Raw genomic sequence first — 21,619 nt, forward strand, 5'->3', positions numbered from 1 at the left:
CACCATGCGCAACTTCGATGAAAAGAACATCACTGAGGCAGTGATCGAGCGGCTTGCAGACAGCCCGTCGCCCCGAATGAAGGAGATCAGCGCTTCGCTGGTCCGCCATCTGCATGACTTCGTCCGGGAGATCGAGCCCACCCAGGCCGAATGGGAGCAGGCCATCGATTTCCTCACACGCACCGGCCAGATGTGCAGTTCCACGCGCCAGGAGTTCATCCTGCTGTCCGATGCGCTGGGTGTCTCGATGCTCGTCGATGCGATCAACCATCGCCTTCCGGGCACTGCGACCGAAACGACGGTGCTGGGCCCGTTCTACGTGCAGCACGCGCCGGAGGTGGCGCGAGGCACGCGCATCGCCGAGCCGAACGAAGGGCCGGCACTGCTGATCGAGGGGTCCGTGAGCAGCGTCGATGGCTCAGCATTGGCGAACGCGAGCGTGGACATCTGGCACGCGGACGACGCTGGCTTCTACGACGTGCAGAAAGACGGCGTGAAGCTGAGTGGTCGCGCGAGGGTCCGCACCGACGCCCACGGACACTTCTGGGTGATCGGCGCGGTACCCGCCGCGTATCCGATTCCCGATGACGGACCGGTCGGGCAGATGCTGGAGATGCAAGGCCGCCACCCCTTCCGTCCGGCGCACGTGCACTTCATGGTCGCCGCACCCGGACACGAGACGCTGGTGACGCATCTGTTCCTGGCGGGCAGCGACTACCTCGACTCGGATGTCGTGTTCGGGGTGAAGGACTCGTTGATCGAAAAGCTCGGCACCGCAGCGCCGGGCACGACGCCGTACGGTGCCTCGGTGGAAACGCCGATGCCCGTGCTGCGACGCGACTTCGTGCTGGGACATGCGCGGGCCTGAGATTGCCACGGGGGTGCGGCGAGGCTCGAGAGGTCGAGCGGGACGATGGCTCCGACTCAGTTCACCAGCATGTCCCACGGAGTCTTGCCATCGGGCAGCTCGGGCCGCGCCGTGAGGCTCTCCAGCGGCTCGCCGGATTCATAGCGGCGGATCAGCTCTTCGGGATCGAAGCGGATGCCCATGAAGTTGCGCACATAGGCGCCTCCGCCGAAGAAGGCATCCAGGTCTGCGGGGCGGTCGAACACGTCGTACTGCAGCTCGACGCGATTGCCGTCCGGGTCCTTGTAGTAGAGCGAGACGGTGGGTCCGTGGTTGATGCTCCAGTACGGCGTGACGCCCGCCGTCTTCAGCCGGCGGAATGTGGCGAGCAAGCGCTCCAGCGTGGCGAAGGTGAAGGCGATGTGCTCGAGCCCGGCCAGCGCGTCGCTGGCCACGCCCAGACCCGGGCGGGCGACCAGTCCGATGCGGTGGTGCTCGTCGTCGTATGTCATGAAGCACAGCATCTCGTTCTCGAAGGCCGGCCAGGCTTGCAGCAGTTCGAGGTACCAGGCGCGCGAACGTGGCAGATCGCTCACGCGCAAAACGACGTGGGCCAGCTTGGACGGCCGGATGGGTTCCGCACCGGCGTCCGGAAGCGTTCGCGAGGTCATGGTGTTCTTGTCTCTCTTGTGTTCTTGGGGAATGGCGCGCGCAGCCGCGAAGCCTCAGGGCAGCGGCTCGGCGATCACCGTGTTCTCGATGGCGCCGATGCCTTCGATCTCGATACGCACGACGTCGCCCACGCGCAGGTAGGTCGGCGGGTCCATGAGCCCTCCCACGCCCGCGGGGCTGCCGGTGGTCAGCACGTCGCCGGGCTCCAGCGTGAAGGCGGTGGTCAGCTCGACCAGCATGTCTTCGACGCGGTGGGTCATCTCGGCGGTGTTGCCGTCCTGCCGCAGCTCGCCATTGACCCAGGTCCGCAAGCGCAGGCGATGCGGGTCGGGCAGCTCGTCGCGCGTCACCATCCACGGACCGAACGGGCCGTGCGTGTCGAAGGACTTGCCCAGCATGTGGGTCGGCGCGCGCATCTGCCAGTCGCGCACGCTCAGGTCGTTCACCACGACGAAGCCGGCCACCATGTCCATCGCGTTCTCATGCGTCACATGGCGGCACCGGCGCCCGATGACCACGCCCAGCTCGCCCTCGTAGTCGAATTCGCCGGACACAGCTGGCAGGTGCACCGGATCGTGCGGGCCGGTGACGCAGGTCACCTGCTTGTTGAACCAGGCCTGGCCGGGCGCCCGGACCAGGTTGATCCTGCGGGCTTCTTCCAGGTGCGAAGCGTAGTTGCCACCCAGGCCCAGGAACTTGCGCGGCGCCGGCACCGGCGCACGCAGGCGCACGCTGCCCAGTGCCAACCGCCGTGCCTTCGGCCCGACACGCGCCAGCCATTCCCACCCGACGGCTTCCATGTTGAGCATGCCCAGCAGGTCACGCGGACCGTCTTCCAGCCCGCTGACGTCGAGCACTTCATCGCCGTGCACGAGGCCGAAGCCGTCGTGCGACTCGAAGGTGAAAGAGGCGATCTTCATGCGACCACCGCCGATGCGCCGGCGAACAGCCCGGCGATGGCCGCACGGGCCGAGATAGGAAGGACTTCCATGGGGCATTCCGATATACAAGAGCGGCCATCATCCGACGGGCGATCTGCTGGATCTAGCGGGTCCGCCGGAACGGCTCGTTCCACCGGAGGAACGGACAACGCCCCGGCTGGGCCTGCACATTGGGGACATTTGCGACATGCACGACATCAACGACCTGGTCTATTTCGCGAAGGTGGTGGAGTACGGCGGCTTCAGCGAAGCCGGCCGCCAGCTCGGCATTCCGAAGTCGCGGCTGAGCCGGCGCATCGCGGCGCTGGAGAGCCGGCTGGGCGTGCGCCTGCTGCAGCGCTCGTCGCGCCGCGTCACCCTCACCACTGCCGGCCAGGGCTACTTCGCGCAATGCCGCGCACTGGTGGAACTGGCGCAGGCGGCCGACGACGGCGTGATGCAGGCCTCTGGCGAGCCCACCGGCGAAGTGCGCATCAGCTGCCCGATGACACTGGCGCAGGTGTGGCTCACGCCGCTGATCCCCGGCTTCATGAAGCTGCACCCGAAAGTTCGCCTGCAGGTGGTCATTTCGAACCGGCGCATCGACCCGGTACAGGAACGCCTGGACATGGTGCTGCGCGTGCGCAGGCCGCCGCTGGAAGACTCCGACCAGATCGTGCGCAAGCTTGGCGAGTCGGTCGACGTGCTGGTGGCCAGCCCCGCCTGCCTGGCCGCAACGGGCCGCCCCGCCACGCCCGAGGACGTGGCCCGCTGGCCGACGCTGTCGCTGCCCATGAGCGGCGAACGGGCGAGCTGGCACCTGACCGACGGGCAGCGCATGGTCGAAGTGCGCCCCGAACCCCGGCTGGTCACCGACGACATGTTCGCGCTGAAGGAAGCCGCAGCCAACGGCCTCGGCCTGGCCTTGCTGCCACGCAAGATCTGCCATGACGACCTGCGCACGGGGCGCCTGGAACTCGCGCTGCCGGGTTGGGCGTCGCCGCCCGGCCATGTGCAGGCGGCCTTCACCAGCCGCAAGGGAATGATGCCCGCGGTGCGAGCGCTGCTCGACTACCTGGATCGTCATCAGCAGATCGACACTCCCGCGTGACGACGCGGCGCCGGGTGGGCCGTCAGCGCAAATGGCCGCGATAAAGAACTGCAAATTCCATTTGCTGGCTCAACTCGGTGTCGAGCTCTTCGGCGTCCTGACACTCGTCTGGGCACTGATGGGCTATTTCAGCCTGTTCGACTTCGGGCTGGGCCGCGCGCTCACGCAACGGGTGTCGCAGAGGCGCTCGAGCCAGGAGCACCTGGCTGAACGGCCCGCCCTCATCAAGTGCGGCGTGCTTCTGTCCACGGCATTGGGTGGTGCCGGTGGCGTCGTTCTGACGTTCGGCGCAGTGCCCTTCGCGACGGAGGTGCTGAAGGTGTCGCCGGCGCTGCGGCAAGATGTGTTCCATGCGCTGCTGATGACTGCCGTCGGCATTCCCGTCACGACCGCCACGGTCGGCCTGCGTGGCGTGCTGGAAGCCTATGAGGTCTGCCGCGTCGGCGTCGACCTGATGCTGCTCCTGATCTGCACCCGCAGGCTCGTCTTTCCTCAGATGGCGTCGGCGACGCCATCCGCCTCGGATGCCAACCTGCTTCGAGCGGGATCCTCGGTCGGCTCGGCATAGGGCTCCTCCCACTTCAACGTCCGCTTACAGGGACACCGCGCGGCGCTTGCACAATCCCCGCATGACAACGATCAATGAGTTGAGCGATGAGGAACTCGCTCTCTACGCGAAGGACTGGCGCCAGCGGGCGCTGCGTGGCGAGAAGGCCGCGCGCGGGGTCGCGCACGCCTTGGAAACCGAATTCCGCCGCCGTGGCGGCACCTCGCTCACACCGGTGGCCCCGGATGACCTGGATACGCGTCCGACCCGGCTGCGAGACCAACGCCCCTGGTGGAGGTTCTGGGAAGGCTGATGCCGGCCGCCAACCTGTAAAACTGGCCTGAACGGGCCTGCCGCGGCCTCGCTCGTGAGCGCCGCGTGCCCTTGTACGATGCCGGGCAACTCCGCGCCCACCATGGCAGCCCATGAATTCAGACGACCTTGATTTCTTCGCCCTCGTGGCCGACGCCGGCAGCATCTCCGCGGCGGCGGTGAAAGGCGGATGCGACGCGTCGACCATCAGTCGGCGCATCAGCCAGCTCGAGAAGTCCGTCGGCGCGCGCCTGTTCAGTCGCAGCGGACGCGGCGTCGAACTGACCTCGCAGGGCGAGGTGCTGATCAGCTACGCGCGCCAGGTCGGCACGCTGATCGACGCCGCGCGCATCGCGATGCGCACCACGAACCAGCAAGGGCCTGCGCGCGTGCGCATCGCGGCGCAACCAACCATCGCGAAGGTGCTGTTCGGTGCGCTGTTCCATGCGATCCGTGCCCGCTACCCCGAAACGCAGATCCATTTCACCGAAGGCCTGGCCGACAAGCTGCTCGGCGAACTGCAGTCCGGCGACATCGACATCGCGATCCTCTACAAGCCGGAATACCCGGGCAGCCTCGCCTACGAACCCCTGCTGTTCGAAAAGCTTTACCTGCTCACGCCGACCGACAGTCAGGTGACGGCCGAGCAGTTGAGCGAGCTCGGCCTCGCCGGCATTCCGCTCGTGCTTCCGAGAACCCACCACGGCCTGCGGGTGCTGGTGCAGGCCATGGCGGCACGGCGCGGCTTCAGCCCGCACATCGTGCTCGAGAGCGACAGCTCGATCGCCATCACGGTCGACCTCGTCACCCGGCGATGCGGCTGCACGGTGCTCCCGCTGGCCGCGGCGCAAACGGAACTCGCCGCGGGCCGGTTGCGCGCGTTCCCGCTCGAAGGCGAGGACTCGGAGCGTTGCATCGCGCTGGTGCTCGGGAAGACGCACACGCCCACCGCCGACCTGTGGGTACTGAACGAGCTGATCCGCACGGTGGCGCTGCAGCTCGTCCAGACCGACGCATGGCCCGGCGCGCGGCCTGCACAGCCGCCGTCCGAAGCGCCTCAGCGCTGAGCCAGCCGCGTCTGCGGACCGATCTGCAGCGGGTCGGTGCACAGCTCGATCACGGCGGCCTTGCCCGACGCCTTCGCGCGCTCGAACGCCGCGGGAAATTCGGCATCGCTGCGCACCCGCTCGGCATGCGCGCCGAACGCGTGTGCGAAGGTCACGAAGTCCGGGTTCAGCAGATCGGTGCCCGACACCCGGCCCGGGTACTCGCGCTCCTGATGCATACGGATCGTGCCGAGCATGCCGTTGTTGACCACGAGCACGATGACGGCGGCACCGAACTGCATCGCCGTGGCGAGCTCCTGCGGGTACATCATGAAGCAGCCGTCGCCCGCGAAGCAGACCACGGTTCGCTCCGGATGCGCGAGCTTGGCCGCCACGGCCGCGGGCAGGCCGTAGCCCATCGCACCATTGGTCGGCGCCAGCTCGGTGGCCAGCTTGCGGTACTTGTAGAAGCGATGAACCCACACGGTGTAGTTGCCGGCACCGTTGGTGATGATCGCGTCGTCCGGCAGCACCTCGTTGAGATGGGCCACCACGCCCGACATCTCGACGCCCTGCTGCCCTTCCGAGCGGCCGACCGGCGTGCTGTGGCGCACATGGGCCGCGCGGGCTTCGGCGGTCCATCCGCTCCATTCACAGCCAGCGGGTGCGGCCAGCGCGGCGAGCCGGCGCGCCATCGGCGCCACGGCGGCATTGATCGGAAGGTCGGCCTGGTACACACGGCCCAGCTCCGACGGGTCGGCATGCACGTGGACCATGCGCTGCTTCGGGCGCGGGCTCGTCACCAGTGCATAGCCACCCGAGCTGACCTCCGACAGCCTGCTGCCCAGGACGATCAACAGGTCCGACTGGCGCAGGCTCTCGGCCAGCGCCGGCGACACGCCGAGGCCCAGCTGGCCGACGTAGTGCGGGTCGCGGTTGTCGAGCACGTCCTGGCGGCGAAACGACGCGGCCACCGGCAGGTTGAAGTGCGAGACGAAGCGCTTCAGGTCGTCCTGTGCCGCCTCGGTCCAGCCCGTACCCCCGACGATCACGAGCGGCTTCTGTGCCGACTGCAGCATCTGAACGAGTTCCGGCAGCGCGCCATCGTCGGGCGCCGCCTCGGCGACACGAACCGGCGGCGCATCGACCACGTCGGCCATGCCGAACAGCACGTCCTCGGGGAGCGCCACCACCACCGGGCCCTTGCGGCCGGACATCGCGCAGGCGAAGGCATGGCTGACGACCTCGGGAATGCGCTCGATCGAATCGATCTCGGTCGCCCACTTGGCGAGGCCGCCGAAGACGCGCCGGTAGTCCACCTCCTGGAAGCCTTCGCGCTCCATCGTGTCGGTCGCCACCTGGCCGACGAACAGGATCATCGGCGTGGAGTCCTGGCAGGCGGTGTGCACGCCGTTGGCCGCATGCGTCGCGCCCGGTCCGCGCGTGACGAAGGCGATGCCCGGCCGGCCCTTGAGCTTGCCGTAGGCGTCGGCCATGTTGGAGGCCGCGCCCTCGTGCCGCGTGACGATGGTGCGGATGTCGGTCCTGCCCTGCAACGCGTCCAGCACGGGCAGGTAGCTTTCGCCGGGCACGCAATACACGGTGTCGACCGCGTTGCGCAACAGCGCCTCCACGAGGATCTGGCCGCCGTTTCGCAGGGTTTTTTCTGTCATTTCTCTTGATGTCCGGGAGGGGAAATACGGCTTGGGTCTTGCTGTGGATGGACGGGCGTCTCAGTCGAGCTTCAGCGACATTCCGCTGGCGACCTTCTTCCAGCGCGCGGCCTCGTCCTCGACGAAACGGGTGAAGGTCTCGGGATCGGAGCCGACGAATTCGGAACCCGTCTCTTCCAGGACCGACTTGAACTCGGCCGTCTTCATGTAGGCCACGGCGGCCTTGTCGAGCTGATCGATCACGGGTTGCGGCGTCCTGGCCGGCGCGAACAGGCCATACCACGCATACGACTCGAATCCGGGCAGCCCCGACTCGTCGAAGGTCGGCACGTTCGGCAATTGCAGCGCACGCTTCTTGCCCGAGACCGCGATGGCCTTGGCCTTGCCCGCCTTGATCATCGGGACGATCGCGATGGTGCTGTCGATCAGCATCGGCACATGGCCGCCGACGAGGTCGGTAATGGCCGGGGCCGAGCCCTTGTAGGGGATGTGGTCCATCTGGAGCCTGGTCACGCTCTTGAACATCTCGCCAGTCATGTGCTGGGTCGTCCCGTTGCCCGCCGAGGCCCACTGGAAGTCGCCGTTCTTCGCCTTGATGTAGGCCATCAGCTCCTTCAGGTTGTTCACCGGCAGCGACGGATGCACGACCAGCACCTGCGGCACGAGCAGCAGGTTGGTCACCGGCTTCAGGTCCTTCTGCGGATCGAAGGGCATCTGCGAATAGATGTGCTGGTTGATCACCAGCGGGCCGCTGGCCGTGACCATGAGCGTGTAGCCATCGGGCTTGGCCTTGGCGACCATGTTCGCGCCGATGTTGCCGCCGGCACCGGCGCGGTTGTCGATGACGACAGGCTGGCCCAGCGCTTCGGACAGGCCCTTCGACAGCGGACGCGCCGCGATGTCCGACGGGCCGCCCGCGGGCCAGGGCACGATGAGCGTCACCGGCTTGTCGGGCCAGGCGTGGGCCAGCCCCGCAGCGCACATGACGGTCGCCGCCATGGCCACCTGGAATCGGTTCTTGAGATTGCTCCAGCGCATCCGTGTCTCCTTGCTTGTTTGATGGCCGGGAGTATTGCGGCGGTGGAGCGCTTTTCGCCGTGCGCTTCCTGCACAGCTGATTTTCCGAAAGAGCAAGCCCGGCCGCCGCGCCGCGTGGTCACATCGGCCGCCCCATGCGATCGCACGCATCCCGCGTGCATCCGCATCCCGACCTGGAGACCCCATGACCACCTCACTCACCGGCGACATGCTGATCGGCGCCGCCGCTGTCCGCGGCACGCTGGGCAGCCAGCGTGCCTTCGATCCCGCCACCGATTCGGAGATCGCCGAACCCTCCTTCGGCTTCGGCGGCCCGGCGGAGGTCGAGCGTGCGGCACGCCTGGCGACCGACGCCTTCGACGTCTACCGCAGCCTGCCGCTGGCCCGGCGCGCCGCACTGCTCGAAGCCATCGCCGACAACATCCTGGCGCTCGGCGATGCGCTCATCGAGCGCGCGCATGCCGAGTCGGGCCTGCCCCTTGCACGGCTGCAGGGCGAGCGCGGCCGCACGGTCGGCCAGCTGCGGCTGTTCGCGAAGGTCGTGCGCGACGGCCGCTTCCTCGGCGCCACCATCGACCCGGCCCAGCCCGCGCGGCAGCCGTCGCCGCGGCCGGACCTGCGCCTGGCGAAGATCCCGCTCGGCCCGGTGGCCGTCTTCGGCGCGAGCAACTTCCCGCTGGCCTTTTCCGTCGCGGGCGGCGACACCGCCTCCGCGCTGGCAGCCGGTGCGCCGGTGATCGTCAAGGCGCACAACTCGCACCTGGGCACGTCGGAGCTGGTCGGCCGGGCCATCCAGCGGGCCGTCCGCGACCAGTCATTGCCCGAAGGCGTTTTCTCGCTGCTGATCGGCGCGGGCAACGACATGGGCGCAGCGCTGGTGAGCCATCCGGCGATCAAGGCGGTGGGATTCACCGGCTCGCGCCAGGGCGGCCTGGCGCTGGTGCGCATCGCCCAGGCCCGCGCCGAACCGATCCCGGTCTACGCCGAGATGAGCAGCATCAATCCGGTGTTTCTCCTGCCGGCGGCACTGGCGAACCGGGCCGAAGCGATCGGCCGGGACTTCGCCGACTCCCTGACGCTGGGCGCGGGCCAGTTCTGCACCAACCCGGGACTGTTGGTGGCGCTGGCCGGCCCGGACCTGGAGCGCTTCGTCGCGGCCACACACGCCGCCCTCGCGGCCAAGACGGCGCAGACGATGCTCACGCCGGGCATCCATGCGGCCTACCGTGCGGGCACCGAGAAGATCGGCGCCGTCGAAGGCGTCGAGCGCGTGGCGCAGGGCGCGCCGGCATCCGGGCAGCCGAACACGGCGCAGCCGGTGCTGTACGCGACTGATGCGCAGCGCCTGCTGTCCGACAAGACACTGGAGGCCGAGGTCTTCGGTCCGGCCTCGGTGATCGTGCGGGCGAAGGACCTCGACGAGATGCTGCAGGTCGCCGAGCACCTGGAGGGCCAGCTGACGGTGACGCTGCAACTGGACGCGGCCGATCACGCCGACGCGAAGCGCCTGCTGCCGGTGCTGGAACGCAAGGCGGGCCGGATCCTCGCCAACGGCTTTCCCACGGGCGTCGAAGTGAGCCACGCCATGGTGCACGGCGGCCCCTTTCCGTCGACCTCGAACGCGATGTACACCTCCGTGGGGGCGACCGCCATCGACCGCTTCCTGCGCCCGGTGTGCTACCAGGACCTGCCGGACACCCTGCGTCCCGAGGCGCTCCAGGAACGCAATCCGCTGGGCCTGTGGCGGGTGGTCGACGGCACGCTCGCGGCGGCTTAGCCCCGGCCGTCGGCGCTCAGCAGCCCGACGTGCACCGGCCCGACGCGTCGAACGCCATCGTCACGCCCGACAGCGGGATGTGCACCGGGACTTTCGACGCCTTCACGAAGGCCTCCGTCTTGCTGCCGGGACGCACCTTGCCGCCCACCGTGCCGACCTCGTTGGCATGGGACGCGATCACCGACGCCGGCTTGACCAGCTCGTTGATCACATAGGCCGACTCGGCAGGCCCGGTCGTGAAGCCGTCGCCCATGTTCATCACGGCCAGCCGCGCCTTGTAGTAGTCGCGCACCACACGCTCCTGGTCCGCCACGATGCCCGTGTCGCCGGACAGGTAGGCCACCAGGCCGTTGCTGAATCGCAGCACGTAGCCCGTCGGCATGCCGACGTCCCCGGCGATGCCGGCGGCCTTCATGGCATTGCCGAGGTCGCCGCCGATGAAGTCGGGGTCCACGCCGTTGCTGTGCAGCGCCATCACTGTGGCGATGCGCACCCCGCCCAGCGTGACGCTGCCGCCGAAGCGCGCCAGGATCGAATCGGCCGGGTTGCCGCCGTTCGCCTTGAGCTTGGCCGCGAAGAACGGCGGCATCTCGCTGCCGGTGACGATCTTCGACTTCTTCGCGAGCGCGATCTCCACCGCGCTGGTGTTCGGCAGCGCCGACACTGACATGTCGGGGCTTTCGCAACTGCCCGAGTTGGGCGCCTTGTTGTGCATGTTGCCGACGTGATCGCCGTGCATGTGGCTCACCAGGATGATGTCGATGCGGCCGAGCCGCGGATCGTCGGCGCCCGCCACCGTACGGCCCGGGTCATAGAGGATTCGCGTGCCGTTCGGGTCTTCGAAGACCAGCGCGCGGTCCTGCGGGCAGAACTCGCCGTCGATGCCGCCGAGCGGCGTCACCCTCACGTCCTGGGCGATGGCGGGCGTTGCCAGGACAGCGGATGCAACGGCCAGGGCCGCGAGCAATGTCGAGCGTTTCATCGGACTCCTCTTCGGGGTTGTGGTGGAAGGAATGGCCTCGGCGCAGGCCGGGCGTTCAGGTGCGCGCAGGCGCCACGGCCGCGCCTTCGATGCCATGCCGCTTCAATGCCTGCGCCACGAAGCCCGACGCCTTCATCTCCTCGATGTAGCCGCTGAGCCAGGCCTGCGCGGCCTTGCGGCCCTTGGGCACGCCCATCGCCTGCTCGATGACCATGAAGCGGCCGGGCAGCATGCGCACGCCGCCGACGCGCAGGGCATCGGCTTCCAGCTGCTGCCGCACGCCAGCCGCGACGTCGAGGTTCTGGGCGAGGAACATGTCGGTCACCGCCGGCGACGTGGGCGCCCGCACCAGCGTGGCCGCCTTGATCTCGCGCGTGAGGAACAGGTCGTAGGCGCTGCCACGGCCGACGACGACACGCGTTCCCGCCCGGTCCACGTCCTCGTTGCGCTGCAGCGGCGACGCGTTGCGCACGAGGTAGGCGCCTTCGATGATCACGTAGGGCGCGGTGTAGTCCACGTCGGCGGCACGCACCGGATCGATCGCCACGAATGCCAGGTCGACCTGGCGCGCCTTGACGGCCTCCACGACCGACCCTGCGGAATTGAAGGCCACGAGTTCGAGCGGCACGCCGAGGCGGCGCGCGGCTTCGCGCACCAGGTCTACCGAGACGCCCTGGGGCTCGCCCGCGGCATTGCGCGAAGCCAGGATGGGATTGCCAAGATTGATGGCGGCGCGCAGCTTGCCGGTCGAGGCGAGTTCGTCCGTTGCGGCGCGGGCACCGGGCGGCGCTGTCGCGCAACCGGCCAGGGCGAATCCGCCAGCCAGGCAGACGGAGAAGGCGCGGCGTGTCAGCGCCGACCGGCGGGCGCCGCTGTCGTGGGCCGGATCGAGGTCTTGCATGGGATGTGTTCTTTCAAGGACGGCCGAGGGCTGTGACGGATTCGACGCTGGCGGCGCCGCCCAGGCCCCAGCAGGCCGCGAGCAGCGCGCTCGTCTTCTGCGTTCCCAGGATGGCGTCCGACAGGCCGTGGAACTTGCGTTCGAGGTCGGCGTCGCTCATCGGCCGCTGCAGCGAGCCGATCGCGTGTTCGACGAACACGTGCTCGCGCCGGCCGTCGACGAGCACCGCCGTCACGTCGGCGCTGGCCTCGTCGATGCCATCGTCCACCGTCGCGACGACCTTGCGCCGCAGCGCGACCACGTCGGGCCGGTTGACGATCGCATCGTCGAACTCCTCCTCGGCCGCGCGGCCGAAGAGCAGCCCGGCAGCGCAGCCGTGATAGACGCTGAACTTGCCCTGCAGGCCGTCGGCCGGCTCTTTCTTTCCGGTGAGTTCGAGCACCAGCGAATGCACCTTGAGTTCGATGCGCTCCACCTGCTCGGCCAGCACGCCACGCTCACGCAGCTGGACGCAGGCATCGATGCTCGGGTGGATCACGATGCCGCAGGCGAAGGGCTTGTAGCTGTTGAAGGAGATCTCGAAGCGTTCGCCCAGCTGGTCGGTGACCTCGTGCCAGGCGTACCTGGTCGACACCACCTGCGCCCAGCCGCGCGGCGCCTCGATCGCACGCGGGCTGGCCGTGAAGCCGTGCCGCGCCATCAGCGCCGCCATCAGGCCGGCACGTGCCGCACCGCCCGGATGGAAGGGCTTGGTCATGGTGCCGAACTGCTCGCGCAGCCCGACCGGCTGCGAGGCAGCGATGCCGAGCGCCATCGCCGTGCGGTCGGCGTCCAGGCCCAGCAGGCGCGCGCAGCCTGCGGCCGCGCCGAACATGCCGGTCGTGCCGGTGATGTGCCAGCCACGGTCGTAGTGCTCGGGGTACACGGTGTTGCCCAGCCGGCAGGCGACGTCGATGCCCAGCACCAGCGCGTCGAGCAGTGCCCGGCCGCTGGCACCGGTGTGCTCGGCCAGGGCCAGCACCGCCGAGGCCACCGGGCCGGCCGGATGGATGATGGTCTTCAGGTGCGTATCGTCGAAGTCGAAGGTGTGCGAGGTGATGCCGTTGAGCAGCGCGGCGCTCGCCACGTCGACCTTTTCAGGACGCCCGAGGATCGTTGCCTGCGGCGCCGGCTGCAGGAACTGGACGGCGGCCAGTGCGGCATCGGCCGCCTCGTGCCGCGCCGCGCCCACCGCGCAGCCGAGCCAGTTCAGGAAGGTGCGATGGGCTTCGTGGTCGACCGCATCGCTCCAGCCGCGCGAGGGATGGCCCGCGACGTACTCGGCGAGGATGCGGGTGATGGGCGGTGCGTTGTGATCTGCGGGAACCTGGGTGTTGCGAGCCATGGAAAGGTGTCGTGACGGATGGTTGAGGAAGGAGAAGGAGCAAGTGGAAGAACGCCGACGCGCCCGGCCTCAGGCGTCGAGCGCGATCTTGCGGTCGCGCGCCAGCTGGGTCCAGCGCGCGATGTCCGCGCGCATGTAGTCGCCGAACTGCGTGGCGGTCATGGGCATCGGCTCCACGGCCTCGACCGACAGCTTGTCGCTGAGGTCCGGCGCCTTGAGCACCGTGTTGAGCGTGTCGTTCAGCTGCTGCACCACGTCCGCCGGCATGCCCGCCGGCCCGACCACGCCGTACCACTGCATGGCGTCGAAACCGGTGAGGCCCAGTTCCTCGAGCGTCGGCGTGTCCTTGAGCTGCGGATGGCGCACCTTGCCGGTCACGGCCAGCGGACGGGCGCGGCCCGACTTGATGTGCGGCACGGCCGCGGCCAGGCCGGGGAACATCGCCTGCGTCTGGCCGCCCATGAGGTCGGTGAACGCCGGCGCGATGCCGCGGTATGGCACATGCGTCATCTGCACGTCCACCTGCTGCTTGAACAGTTCCATGGTCAGGTGCGTGAGCGAGCCCGGCCCCGCCGAGCCGTAGCTGAGCTTGCCGGGATTGCCGCGCACATAGGCGAGGAACTGCGCGAAGTCCCTGGCCGGCACGTCGGCGTTCACCACGAGCACATTGGGCGTGCCGCCGATCATGCCGATCGGCGTGAAGTCCTTGATCGGGTCGTAGGGCAGCTTGCGCGTGGCCGGGCTGGTGCCGTGCGTGGCGACGTAGCCCTGCATCAGCGTGTACCCGTCGGCCGGCGCGCGGGCCGTGTTCTGCGAGGCGATCACGCCACCGCCGCCGCCCTGGTTGTCGACCACGATGGTCTGGTTGAGCAGCTTGCCCCAGCGTTCGGTGACGGTGCGGCCCACCATGTCGCTCCCGCCGCCAGCGGCAACGGGCACGATGTAGCGGATGGTCTTGCTCGGATAGGTTTGTGCGCGGGTGAGTTTGTGGACCCCCATCATGGCGACGGGGAGCGCGAGCGCGAAGGTACGGCGTTGCATGGACTGTCTCCTGGTTGGCTTTTTGTCTCGAAGCTCTGCAGACGGTCGTAGGCATCGCTCACGTGGCGTGCCATCAGGTGTTCGCACCGGGCGACGTCGCCCTTGCGCAGCGCGCGGGCGATCTTTCCGTGCTCGGCGATCGAGGTGCGCATGCCGGTGTCCTGCGACAGGTTCTTCAGGCGCGACAGATGGAGCTTTTGCACCACGCCGCGGTAGGCATCGGCCATCGTCTGGTTCGCTGCCGCCTGCACGATCGCCCAGTGGAAGCGCAGGTTCTCGCGGTAGTAGCGCTGCACGTCGTGCCCGGCGAAGGCGTCGGTCATCTGTGCGATGGATTCGTCCAGCAGGTCCGCGAGCGCCGTGCGGGGCTGCGCCGCCAGCCGCGCGGCACGGCGTCCGGTGAAGCTGTCGAGCATCCCGCGCATCTCGTAGAGCTCGCCGATCTCCCGTGCATCGGGCTGGTGGACGAACACCCCCGCATGCTTGCGCGCGACGACGAGGCCGGTGCTCTCGAGCGTGCGCAGCGCCTCGCGCACCGGCACCCGCGAGATGCCCATGCGCGACGCCATGTCCGGCTCGTTGATGCGCTGGCCCGGCACCAGTTCACCACGCAGGATCATGCCCAGCATGTCGTCGTGCACCACCTTCGCCAGCGGCACATCGCGCAGCGTTCCGAGCTGATCAGCACCCGTGTCCCGAAGCCAAGGCATCATTTTTCGAATCCTGTGAGGGTCGTGGATATCGTATACGGATGGCGCGATTTTGGCGTCAAAGTGTTTACCCGAATCATCAAAGTGTTGACACTTTGGATGACGAGAAAGAAGAATGGCGCCACCATTCCAGTGCCTTCTCCATGCCTCACCTTCCCGCTTCATCCGCCTTGTCGCGCTTCCGCGTGATCGATCTGACCCAGGTGCGCGCAGGCCCGACGGCCTGCCGCCAGCTGGCCGACTGGGGCGCCGACGTGATCCAGGTGCAGATGCCCGAACACATGCGCGGCGACGACACGCTCGGCGGCCAGGACGGCTCCGACTACCAGTACACGCACCGCAACAAGCGCTCGATCACGCTCAATCTCAAGGAGCCCGAGGGCATCGAGACCTTGAAGCGGCTCATCGCGGGTGCGGACGTGGTGGTCGAGAACTTCCGGCCCGACGTGAAGTTCCGCCTCGGCATCGACTACGAGACGCTGAGCGCGGACAACCCGGGCCTGGTCTACGCCAGCATCTCGGGCTTCGGCCAGACCGGGCCGCTCGCCAGGCGCCCCGGCTTCGACCAGATCGCCCAGGGCATGGGCGGGCTGATGTCGGTCACCGGGCTGCCGGGCGACGGGCCGGTGCGCGTGGGCATCCCGATCGCCGACCTGTGCGCCGGCATCTTCGCGGCGCAAGGCATCCTGGTCGCGCTGCTGGAGCGCGAGACGTCCGGCCGCGGCCAGTTCCTGCACACCTCGCTGCTCGAGTCGATGGTCTACATGATGGACTTCCAGACCTCCCGCTACCTGATCGACGGCGAGGTCGGCACGCAGGCCGGCAACTTCCACCCGACCAGCATCCCGACCGGCGTCTACAAGGCCCGCGACGGCTACCTGAACATCGCCGTGTTCGGCTCGAAGATCTGGGAACGCTTCTGCCACATCCTCAGCGCCCCCGAATGGATCGACGACCCGCGCTACCACGACAAGCCGTCGCGCTCCGTCAACCGCGACGCGCTCAACGCGGAGATCGACCGACGCCTGGCCGCGCACGACCGCAGCCACTGGATCGCGCAGTTCAACGAAGGCGGCGTGGCCTGCGGCCTCATCAGCGACATGCGCGAGGTGCTCGCCGAGCCGCAGATCGCGCACCTGGGCATGGTGAAGGACGTGGTGTCGGCGCGCCTCGGCCCGCAGCGGCTGGTCGGCCAGCCGATGCAGCTGGAGCGCACGCCCAGCACCATCGCACGCGCTGCGCCGCGGCGCGGCGAGCACACCGAGGAAGTGCTGCGCGAACTGGGCATCGGCCCGGATGATCTCGGCCGCATGAAAGCCACCGGAGTCTATTGAGATGAGCAACCCCACCCCACCCGCCTACGCATCCAGCACCGACCGCGTGCAGACCTGGCTCGATGCCAGCACGCTGCACATCCGCTTCAACAACCCTGCACGCCACAACGCACTGTCGGTCGACATGTGGGAGGCGGTGCCCCCGCTGCTGCGCGCCGCCGCCACCGACGATCGCGTGCGCCTGGTCGTGTTTTCCGGCGCGGGCGAGAAGGCCTTCGTGTCGGGTGCCGACATCACGCAGTTCGAGGACATGCGCGCCGCCAGGGAGGCCGTCACCCGCTACGAGGCCATGGCCGAGGACGCGCTGATGAGCATCCACGACTTCCCCAAGCCGACGCTCGCCTGCATCCGCGGCTACTGCATCGGCGGCGGCGTGAACGTGGCCATCAGCTGCGACATCCGCATCGCGGCGAGCGACTCGGTGTTCGCCATTCCGGCGGCGCGGCTGGGCCTGGGCTACCGCTATTCCGCGATGAAGAACCTGGTCGACCTGATCGGCCCCGGCGCCGCGAAGGACCTGTTCTTCACGGCGCGGCGCATCGGCGCCGAAGAGGCCCGGTCGCTGGGCCTGATCTCGCGCTTCTGCGCGCCGGAGGGGCTCGACGCGCTGCTCGCGGAGTACACCGGCGCGCTGGCCGAGAACGCACCGCTCACGGTGGCGGCGGGCAAGGCGATCACGCGCGAGATTCTCAAGCCGTCGACCGAACTGGACCTGGCGCTGTGCACCGCGCTGATCCGCGGCTGCTTCGAGAGTGCCGACTACACCGAGGGGCGGACCGCCTTCATGGAGAAGCGCAAGCCGGTCTTCCGGGGCCGCTAGCCCTCGCCCGTCCGGCGCCGGCCACACATGGACCACCACAACGAGGAGATGCGATGCAGTCGTACTGGATGAAGATGAGCGAGGACGCCCAGCTGCTGGAGATACGCGACACGCCCGTGCCGCAGCCGGCCGCCCGACAACTGCTGGTGCGCATGAAGGCCGCATCGCTCAACCGCGGCGAGTTCGTCTCGGGCCATGGCCTGCACGGCGCGGCCGGCAGCTGGAAGGCGATCGGCGGCGAGGGTGCCGGCGAGGTCGTTTCCGTCGGCGACGGTGTGACGGCCTTCAAGCCCGGCGACCGCGTCATGGGCCGGTGCGCCGGCGCCTTCGCCGAATACGCACTGATGGAAGAAGCCGAAGCCATGGCGGTGCCCGACAAACTGTCATGGGACGAAGCGGCCAGCGTCGCGCTGACCTTCCTGGTGGCGTACGACATGCTGGTGCTGCAGGGCCGCATCGAGCCCGGCGAATGGGTGCTGGTGAACGGCGTCTCGTCCGGCGTGGGCGTGGCGTCGCTCCAGCTCGCGAAGGTGCTGGGCGCGAAGGTCATCGGCACCTCGGGCTCGGCCGAGAAGCTGGCGATGCTGAAGCCGCTCGGGCTGGACGTCGCCATCTGCACGCGTGCACCGGACTTCGCAGCCGGCGTGATCGAGGCGACGCAGCAGCACGGCGCCGACCTCGTCATCAACACCGTCGGCGGCACCGTCTTCGCGGAGGACATCCGCGCCATGGCCTTCGAGGGCCGGCTGGCCACCGTGGGCTATGTGGACGGCGTGGTCCATGCCGACCTCGACCTCGCGGCCCTGCATGCGAAGCGCCTCACGCTGTTCGGCGTGTCGAACAAGCTGCGCAGCAAGGCGCAGCGCGCCGCCGCCGTGCCGGGCTTCGCGGCCCGGATGCTGCCGCACTTCGCGGCCGGGCTCGTCAAGCCGCTGATCGATCGGGTGTTCGACTTTCCGCATCTCGCGCAGGCCAAGGCGCGCATGGAAGCCGGCAGCCACGTCGGGAAGATCGTCCTGCGGATACAGGCGGCGGCCTGAACGCGCGGCGGCATCACAACAACAGGAGACAACGCCATGATTTTCCGGAAGACCGCCAGGTCGCTCGCGGCCCTCATACCCTTCGTGCCCGTCGCGATGGGCGCCATGTGCTGCGCCGCCTTCGCGCAGCCTGCGGCCTACCCGAGCAAGCCGATCCGGCTCGTCGTCGGCTTCGCACCCGGCGGCGCGGCCGACTACGTGGCGCGCGCCATGAGCGACGCCTTCGGCAAGGCGCTCGGCCAGCCGGTGGTGGTCGACAACAAGCCGGGCAACGGTTCGAGCATCGCGGCCGACATCGTGGCGCACTCCCCGGCCGACGGCTACACGCTGCTGATCGCAAGCCCGAGCAGCATCTCGGTCAATCCCGCACTCAATCCGAAGCTGGCCTACTCGGCGCGCGACCTGCGGCCGATCACCAAGATCACGACGTCGCCGCTGGTTCTGGCCGTGAACCCCGCCACCGGCATCAATTCCGTGGCGGACCTCGTGGCGGCGGCCAAGAAGGATCCGGGCAAGCTCAACTATTCGACATCGGGCAACGGATCGGCACCGCATCTCGGCGCGGCGTTGTTCAGCCAGGTCACCGGCGTGGAGATGACGCACATCCCGTTTCGCGGTGGCAGCCTGGCGATCCAGTCGGTGCTGGCCGGCGACACCCAGCTGACCTTCGGCACCTCGCCGTCCGTGCTGCCCATGACCAGCGGCGGGCGCCTGCGGGCCATTGCCGTGAGCACGCGCGAACGCTCGCCGCTGGTGCCCGGCCTGCCGGGCATGAAGGAAGCCGGGCTGCCCGAATACAACCTGGAGTTCTGGTACGGCATGTTCGCGCCGGTCGATACGCCGCCGGCCGTGGTGCGCAGGATCTACGAGGCCACGATCGCCGCGATGCAGCAGCCGTCGGTCAAGGCTTCGCTGGCACGCGACGGCACCGAGGTCTCGATTTCGGGCTCGCCCGAACAGTTCGGCAGCTTCCTCGCCGAGGACGGCATGTTCTGGGTCAAGCTGGTCAAGAGCGCGAACGTGAAGGTAGAGTGAAGGTCGAGTGAAGGCCGGCGGAAGGCCCTTCGGCTGACGGCGTGCGCGGATGCGCCGGCCGTGGTTTGAACTACGATTGTTCATGCCCACTACTTCTTCAAGCCCCCGGGGAGCAGGCCTTTCGGTGCGCATCGTCACCGAGCTCAAGGAGCTGATCTACACGGGCGAATTCAAGCCGGGCGAGCGGCTCAACGAAGCCTCGCTCGCGCTGCGCATGGGCACCAGCCGCGGTCCGATCCGCGAAGCCATCAAGGTGCTCGCCGGCCTGGGCCTGGTCACGGCCGTGGCCAATCGCGGCGTCTTCGTACGCCAGCTGTCGCTGCGGGAGATGCTGGAGATCTACGACCTGCGTGCGCTGGTCTTCGGCTTCGCGGCCGACCGTGCCTGCGAACACCTGACCGAGGAGCGCCGCCAGCAGATGCAGGACCTGCTCGACGGCATGGACGCGGCCTGCGACGCGGCGGACGGCACGCTCTATTACGAGCTCAACCTGCAGTTCCACGCGCTTGTGCTGGTGCTGTCGAACAACCAGCGGGCGCACCAGGCCTACGACGACTACGTGAAGGAGCTGCACCTCGTTCGGCGCAAGTACTTCAACGTGCCGGGCAACATGCGCCGCTCGAACATCGAACACCGCGCGATCTTCGACGCCATCGTCGCGGGCAGCCGGTCGCGCGCACGTGCCGCGGCCGAGCGCCACGTGCATGCGGGGCGCGGCCGCCTGCTCGCCAATTTCGATCCGTCGACGCCGGTCGTGGAGCCATAGGAACCGGTTTTTCCGCCACCGGCAGCCGGAACGCCCTCCTTACAATCGGACTTTCCCCGCCGAAGATCAGCCACCGCCACATCTCAGCCGCCGGGGCCGTCCTGTTTCACACCGGCTGAGGTGTCTGTTGCCCGAGCGCTATTACAGAGAATTGATACGTTACTTCACCCGCAATGCGGGTGATGGCGCGGCGGACGTGGTCCAGGAAGCCTATGCGCGCGTGTATGCATTGCAGCGCTCCGGCAAGACCGTGCATGAACCCCGGGCGCTGCTGTACCACGCGGCCCGCAACATCCTCGCCACCATCGCCACGCGCCGTGCCGCCGAGCAGCGGATGCTCGACACGCTGAGCCTGGTGGCGGTCGACGAGGTGCCATCGGTCGAGCGTCAAGCCATCGCCCGCCAGCAGCTGGAGCGCCTCATCGCTCGCCTTGGCGCCATGCCGCGCAAGCGCCGCGACGTCTTCATCCTCGTGCGCATCCATGGCTACAGCTACGCGGAAGCCGGCGAACGCATGGGCCTGAACGAGGTCGCCATCGAACGGCACGTGATGCGCGGCATCCTGGACTGCGCAGGCCTTTCACCTTCACGGGCGCGATGACCATGCCGCCTGCCCTTTCGTGGTCACATCGGCCCTCGCTGCAATGAAAGAAATCGCTCCCCCGCGCCGGATGGTCGAACACGCGCTGCTGCTGATCGGCCGCGTTCACAAGGCGCGCCCCGAGGCCGCGTCGGCCGCCAGGCGGGAACTGATGGACTGGCACGCGACGGATGCGGTCCACGCGGCGGCCATCGAGGCCGCACAGCGCCTGTGGGACAGCACCGACGGCAGCGGATTCAAGGACAGCGTGGCCCTGCCGCGCAGCCAGGCCGATGCACGGCGGGCGCGGCGCAGCTTCATCGGGAACGTGCTGGGGTTCGGCGGCGTGGCGGCGGCGGTGGGCGTCGCCGGGCGCTGGTATTGGCAACAGGCCGTCTACCGCCTGGCGCTCGGCACGAACCGCGGACAGATGCTCAACCACCGGCTGCCCGACGGTTCCGAACTCGACGTGGCCGCACTCACCCGCGGTGCGGTGAGCTATTTCCGCGACCGCCGGGAGATTCGACTGGATTCGGGCGAGATCCGGTTCCAGGTGAGCACCGACGCGCAGAGGCCCTTCACGGTCACCACCGCCTGGGGCCGGGTGCAGGTGCTGGGCACCACCTTCAGCGTGAGTGCCCGTGACGGGCACATGCGGGTCGCGGTCGCCGAGGGCCGCGTGGCGGTCTGGCCGAGCAGGGGAGCCGGCCTGGCCGCGGAGGACCGGACCGACAGCCCCGCCATCACGCTCGGCGCCGGCGAAGCCATCGAATGCGACGCGCAGGGACTCGGCGCCCTGATGTCCGTGCGCGCTGCCGACGTCGGGGCCTGGCGCCACGGCTGGCTGGTGTTCGACAACACGCGCCTGCCAGAAGCCATCGCCCGATGGAACGACTATCTCCAGCAACCGCTGAGCCTCGGCACGGCGCCGGGCCTGCAGGCGCTGCGGCTCAGCGGAAGTTTTCCGCTTCGCAATCCGCAAGCGTTTCTGAACGGCCTGCCCGACATTCTTCCCGTGCGGGTGCAGCGCGACCCGGGCGGCGCGGTCACCGTCCTGCTGAAGTAACCGTCGTTCCCGGAGCG

Annotated in this window: 22 protein-coding genes; 13 read left to right on the plus strand and 9 right to left on the minus strand. The window is 68.6% G+C overall.

Features of this window, described 5'->3' with window-relative positions; genetic code table 11:
• Window positions 1-4 precede the first annotated feature (4 nt).
• On the plus strand, window positions 5-868 hold the full coding sequence (locus tag AC07PZ_RS01515) for a dioxygenase family protein (RefSeq protein WP_495293229.1): 864 nt from the start codon (window positions 5-7) through the stop codon (window positions 866-868).
• 56 nt (window positions 869-924) lie between these two features.
• Here AC07PZ_RS01515 and AC07PZ_RS01520 read toward each other — a convergent pair whose 3' ends face one another.
• Window positions 925-1,518 (minus strand): VOC family protein, encoded by a 594-nt coding sequence (locus AC07PZ_RS01520; RefSeq protein WP_495293230.1) that lies wholly within the window; start codon window positions 1,516-1,518, stop codon window positions 925-927.
• A gap of 54 nt (window positions 1,519-1,572) precedes the next feature.
• Window positions 1,573-2,439 carry a fumarylacetoacetate hydrolase family protein gene (locus AC07PZ_RS01525; protein WP_495293231.1) on the minus strand — a complete coding sequence of 289 codons (867 nt, stop codon included), beginning with the start codon at window positions 2,437-2,439 and terminating at the stop codon, window positions 1,573-1,575.
• A gap of 208 nt (window positions 2,440-2,647) precedes the next feature.
• Between AC07PZ_RS01525 and AC07PZ_RS01530 the strand changes: the two genes are divergently transcribed.
• The 4 genes from AC07PZ_RS01530 (at window position 2,648) to AC07PZ_RS01545 (ending at window position 5,476) form a co-directional block, all read left to right on the plus strand.
• Window positions 2,648-3,550, plus strand: a complete 903-nt coding sequence (locus AC07PZ_RS01530; protein ID WP_495293232.1) for a LysR substrate-binding domain-containing protein — start codon at window positions 2,648-2,650, stop codon at window positions 3,548-3,550.
• 61 nt (window positions 3,551-3,611) lie between these two features.
• Window positions 3,612-4,118, plus strand: coding sequence for a hypothetical protein (locus tag AC07PZ_RS01535; RefSeq protein ID WP_495293233.1), 507 nt, complete (start codon window positions 3,612-3,614; stop codon window positions 4,116-4,118).
• Window positions 4,119-4,179: 61 nt separating this feature from the next.
• Window positions 4,180-4,410, plus strand: coding sequence for a hypothetical protein (locus AC07PZ_RS01540; protein ID WP_495293234.1), 231 nt, complete (start codon window positions 4,180-4,182; stop codon window positions 4,408-4,410).
• A gap of 112 nt (window positions 4,411-4,522) precedes the next feature.
• A complete protein-coding gene (locus tag AC07PZ_RS01545; RefSeq protein ID WP_495293235.1) occupies window positions 4,523-5,476 on the plus strand; it encodes a LysR family transcriptional regulator in 954 nt (317 codons plus the stop codon).
• Here the strand turns inward: AC07PZ_RS01545 and AC07PZ_RS01550 are convergent.
• The gene (locus AC07PZ_RS01550) at window positions 5,467-7,128 is read right to left on the minus strand and encodes a thiamine pyrophosphate-binding protein (protein ID WP_495293236.1); all 1,662 of its coding nucleotides are present in this window, start codon (window positions 7,126-7,128) and stop codon (window positions 5,467-5,469) included. The two genes, AC07PZ_RS01545 and AC07PZ_RS01550, sit on opposite strands and share 10 nt — an antisense overlap.
• A gap of 60 nt (window positions 7,129-7,188) precedes the next feature.
• Window positions 7,189-8,166 carry a Bug family tripartite tricarboxylate transporter substrate binding protein gene (locus tag AC07PZ_RS01555; RefSeq protein WP_495293237.1) on the minus strand — a complete coding sequence of 326 codons (978 nt, stop codon included), beginning with the start codon at window positions 8,164-8,166 and terminating at the stop codon, window positions 7,189-7,191.
• Window positions 8,167-8,350: 184 nt separating this feature from the next.
• Between AC07PZ_RS01555 and AC07PZ_RS01560 the strand changes: the two genes are divergently transcribed.
• On the plus strand, window positions 8,351-9,943 hold the full coding sequence (locus AC07PZ_RS01560) for an aldehyde dehydrogenase (NADP(+)) (RefSeq protein ID WP_495293238.1): 1,593 nt from the start codon (window positions 8,351-8,353) through the stop codon (window positions 9,941-9,943).
• 16 nt (window positions 9,944-9,959) lie between these two features.
• On the opposite strand, the gene AC07PZ_RS01565 is transcribed toward AC07PZ_RS01560, so the two are convergent.
• From AC07PZ_RS01565 to AC07PZ_RS01585, 5 genes are all read right to left on the minus strand, one after another.
• On the minus strand, window positions 9,960-10,925 hold the full coding sequence (locus tag AC07PZ_RS01565; protein ID WP_495293239.1) for an MBL fold metallo-hydrolase: 966 nt from the start codon (window positions 10,923-10,925) through the stop codon (window positions 9,960-9,962).
• A 55-nt stretch (window positions 10,926-10,980) separates the two neighbouring features.
• Window positions 10,981-11,826, minus strand: a complete 846-nt coding sequence (locus AC07PZ_RS01570; protein WP_495293240.1) for an ABC transporter substrate-binding protein — start codon at window positions 11,824-11,826, stop codon at window positions 10,981-10,983.
• A gap of 13 nt (window positions 11,827-11,839) precedes the next feature.
• A complete protein-coding gene (locus AC07PZ_RS01575) occupies window positions 11,840-13,210 on the minus strand; it encodes an MmgE/PrpD family protein (protein WP_495293241.1) in 1,371 nt (456 codons plus the stop codon).
• A 69-nt stretch (window positions 13,211-13,279) separates the two neighbouring features.
• Window positions 13,280-14,251 (minus strand): Bug family tripartite tricarboxylate transporter substrate binding protein, encoded by a 972-nt coding sequence (locus tag AC07PZ_RS01580; RefSeq protein WP_495293242.1) that lies wholly within the window; start codon window positions 14,249-14,251, stop codon window positions 13,280-13,282.
• Entirely contained in the window at window positions 14,209-14,964 is a 756-nt protein-coding gene (locus AC07PZ_RS01585; protein ID WP_495293243.1) for a GntR family transcriptional regulator, read from the minus strand. Before AC07PZ_RS01585 ends, AC07PZ_RS01580 begins: the two co-directional genes overlap by 43 nt.
• Before the next feature lie 140 nt (window positions 14,965-15,104).
• Between AC07PZ_RS01585 and AC07PZ_RS01590 the strand changes: the two genes are divergently transcribed.
• The 7 genes from AC07PZ_RS01590 to AC07PZ_RS01620 all read left to right on the plus strand — a co-directional run bounded on the left by AC07PZ_RS01590 (window position 15,105) and on the right by AC07PZ_RS01620 (window position 21,602).
• Entirely contained in the window at window positions 15,105-16,295 is a 1,191-nt protein-coding gene (locus AC07PZ_RS01590; RefSeq protein WP_495293244.1) for a CaiB/BaiF CoA transferase family protein, read from the plus strand.
• 1 nt (window position 16,296) lies between these two features.
• Entirely contained in the window at window positions 16,297-17,115 is an 819-nt protein-coding gene (locus tag AC07PZ_RS01595; RefSeq protein WP_495293245.1) for an enoyl-CoA hydratase, read from the plus strand.
• Between the two features lie 53 nt (window positions 17,116-17,168).
• Window positions 17,169-18,155, plus strand: coding sequence for a quinone oxidoreductase family protein (locus tag AC07PZ_RS01600; RefSeq protein ID WP_495293246.1), 987 nt, complete (start codon window positions 17,169-17,171; stop codon window positions 18,153-18,155).
• Window positions 18,156-18,191: 36 nt separating this feature from the next.
• Window positions 18,192-19,190, plus strand: a complete 999-nt coding sequence (locus AC07PZ_RS01605; protein ID WP_495293247.1) for a Bug family tripartite tricarboxylate transporter substrate binding protein — start codon at window positions 18,192-18,194, stop codon at window positions 19,188-19,190.
• A gap of 124 nt (window positions 19,191-19,314) precedes the next feature.
• Window positions 19,315-19,956 carry a GntR family transcriptional regulator gene (locus AC07PZ_RS01610; RefSeq protein ID WP_495293248.1) on the plus strand — a complete coding sequence of 214 codons (642 nt, stop codon included), beginning with the start codon at window positions 19,315-19,317 and terminating at the stop codon, window positions 19,954-19,956.
• Between the two features lie 127 nt (window positions 19,957-20,083).
• The gene (locus AC07PZ_RS01615; protein WP_495293249.1) at window positions 20,084-20,557 is read left to right on the plus strand and encodes an RNA polymerase sigma factor; all 474 of its coding nucleotides are present in this window, start codon (window positions 20,084-20,086) and stop codon (window positions 20,555-20,557) included.
• A 43-nt stretch (window positions 20,558-20,600) separates the two neighbouring features.
• Window positions 20,601-21,602: a FecR family protein gene (locus AC07PZ_RS01620; RefSeq protein ID WP_495293250.1), complete on the plus strand. Its 1,002-nt coding sequence runs from the start codon at window positions 20,601-20,603 to the stop codon at window positions 21,600-21,602.
• The last annotated feature ends 17 nt before the right edge of the window (window positions 21,603-21,619 follow it).

Source organism: Variovorax sp. GW821-FHT10B04, assembly GCF_059415645.1.

What these genes read in the sequence shown, in the direction of transcription:
- AC07PZ_RS01515 (WP_495293229.1), top strand. Translation starts at nt 5, where the DNA reads ATGCGCAACTTCGATGAAAAGAACATCACTGAGGCAGTGATCGAGCGG.
- AC07PZ_RS01520 (WP_495293230.1), bottom strand. Translation starts at nt 1,518, where the DNA reads ATGACCTCGCGAACGCTTCCGGACGCCGGTGCGGAACCCATCCGGCCG.
- AC07PZ_RS01525 (WP_495293231.1), bottom strand. Translation starts at nt 2,439, where the DNA reads ATGAAGATCGCCTCTTTCACCTTCGAGTCGCACGACGGCTTCGGCCTC.
- AC07PZ_RS01530 (WP_495293232.1), top strand. Translation starts at nt 2,648, where the DNA reads ATGCACGACATCAACGACCTGGTCTATTTCGCGAAGGTGGTGGAGTAC.
- AC07PZ_RS01540 (WP_495293234.1), top strand. Translation starts at nt 4,180, where the DNA reads ATGACAACGATCAATGAGTTGAGCGATGAGGAACTCGCTCTCTACGCG.
- AC07PZ_RS01545 (WP_495293235.1), top strand. Translation starts at nt 4,523, where the DNA reads ATGAATTCAGACGACCTTGATTTCTTCGCCCTCGTGGCCGACGCCGGC.
- AC07PZ_RS01550 (WP_495293236.1), bottom strand. Translation starts at nt 7,128, where the DNA reads ATGACAGAAAAAACCCTGCGAAACGGCGGCCAGATCCTCGTGGAGGCG.
- AC07PZ_RS01555 (WP_495293237.1), bottom strand. Translation starts at nt 8,166, where the DNA reads ATGCGCTGGAGCAATCTCAAGAACCGATTCCAGGTGGCCATGGCGGCG.
- AC07PZ_RS01560 (WP_495293238.1), top strand. Translation starts at nt 8,351, where the DNA reads ATGACCACCTCACTCACCGGCGACATGCTGATCGGCGCCGCCGCTGTC.
- AC07PZ_RS01565 (WP_495293239.1), bottom strand. Translation starts at nt 10,925, where the DNA reads ATGAAACGCTCGACATTGCTCGCGGCCCTGGCCGTTGCATCCGCTGTC.
- AC07PZ_RS01570 (WP_495293240.1), bottom strand. Translation starts at nt 11,826, where the DNA reads ATGCAAGACCTCGATCCGGCCCACGACAGCGGCGCCCGCCGGTCGGCG.
- AC07PZ_RS01575 (WP_495293241.1), bottom strand. Translation starts at nt 13,210, where the DNA reads ATGGCTCGCAACACCCAGGTTCCCGCAGATCACAACGCACCGCCCATC.
- AC07PZ_RS01580 (WP_495293242.1), bottom strand. Translation starts at nt 14,251, where the DNA reads ATGCAACGCCGTACCTTCGCGCTCGCGCTCCCCGTCGCCATGATGGGG.
- AC07PZ_RS01585 (WP_495293243.1), bottom strand. Translation starts at nt 14,964, where the DNA reads ATGATGCCTTGGCTTCGGGACACGGGTGCTGATCAGCTCGGAACGCTG.
- AC07PZ_RS01590 (WP_495293244.1), top strand. Translation starts at nt 15,105, where the DNA reads ATGCCTCACCTTCCCGCTTCATCCGCCTTGTCGCGCTTCCGCGTGATC.
- AC07PZ_RS01595 (WP_495293245.1), top strand. Translation starts at nt 16,297, where the DNA reads ATGAGCAACCCCACCCCACCCGCCTACGCATCCAGCACCGACCGCGTG.
- AC07PZ_RS01600 (WP_495293246.1), top strand. Translation starts at nt 17,169, where the DNA reads ATGCAGTCGTACTGGATGAAGATGAGCGAGGACGCCCAGCTGCTGGAG.
- AC07PZ_RS01605 (WP_495293247.1), top strand. Translation starts at nt 18,192, where the DNA reads ATGATTTTCCGGAAGACCGCCAGGTCGCTCGCGGCCCTCATACCCTTC.
- AC07PZ_RS01620 (WP_495293250.1), top strand. Translation starts at nt 20,601, where the DNA reads ATGAAAGAAATCGCTCCCCCGCGCCGGATGGTCGAACACGCGCTGCTG.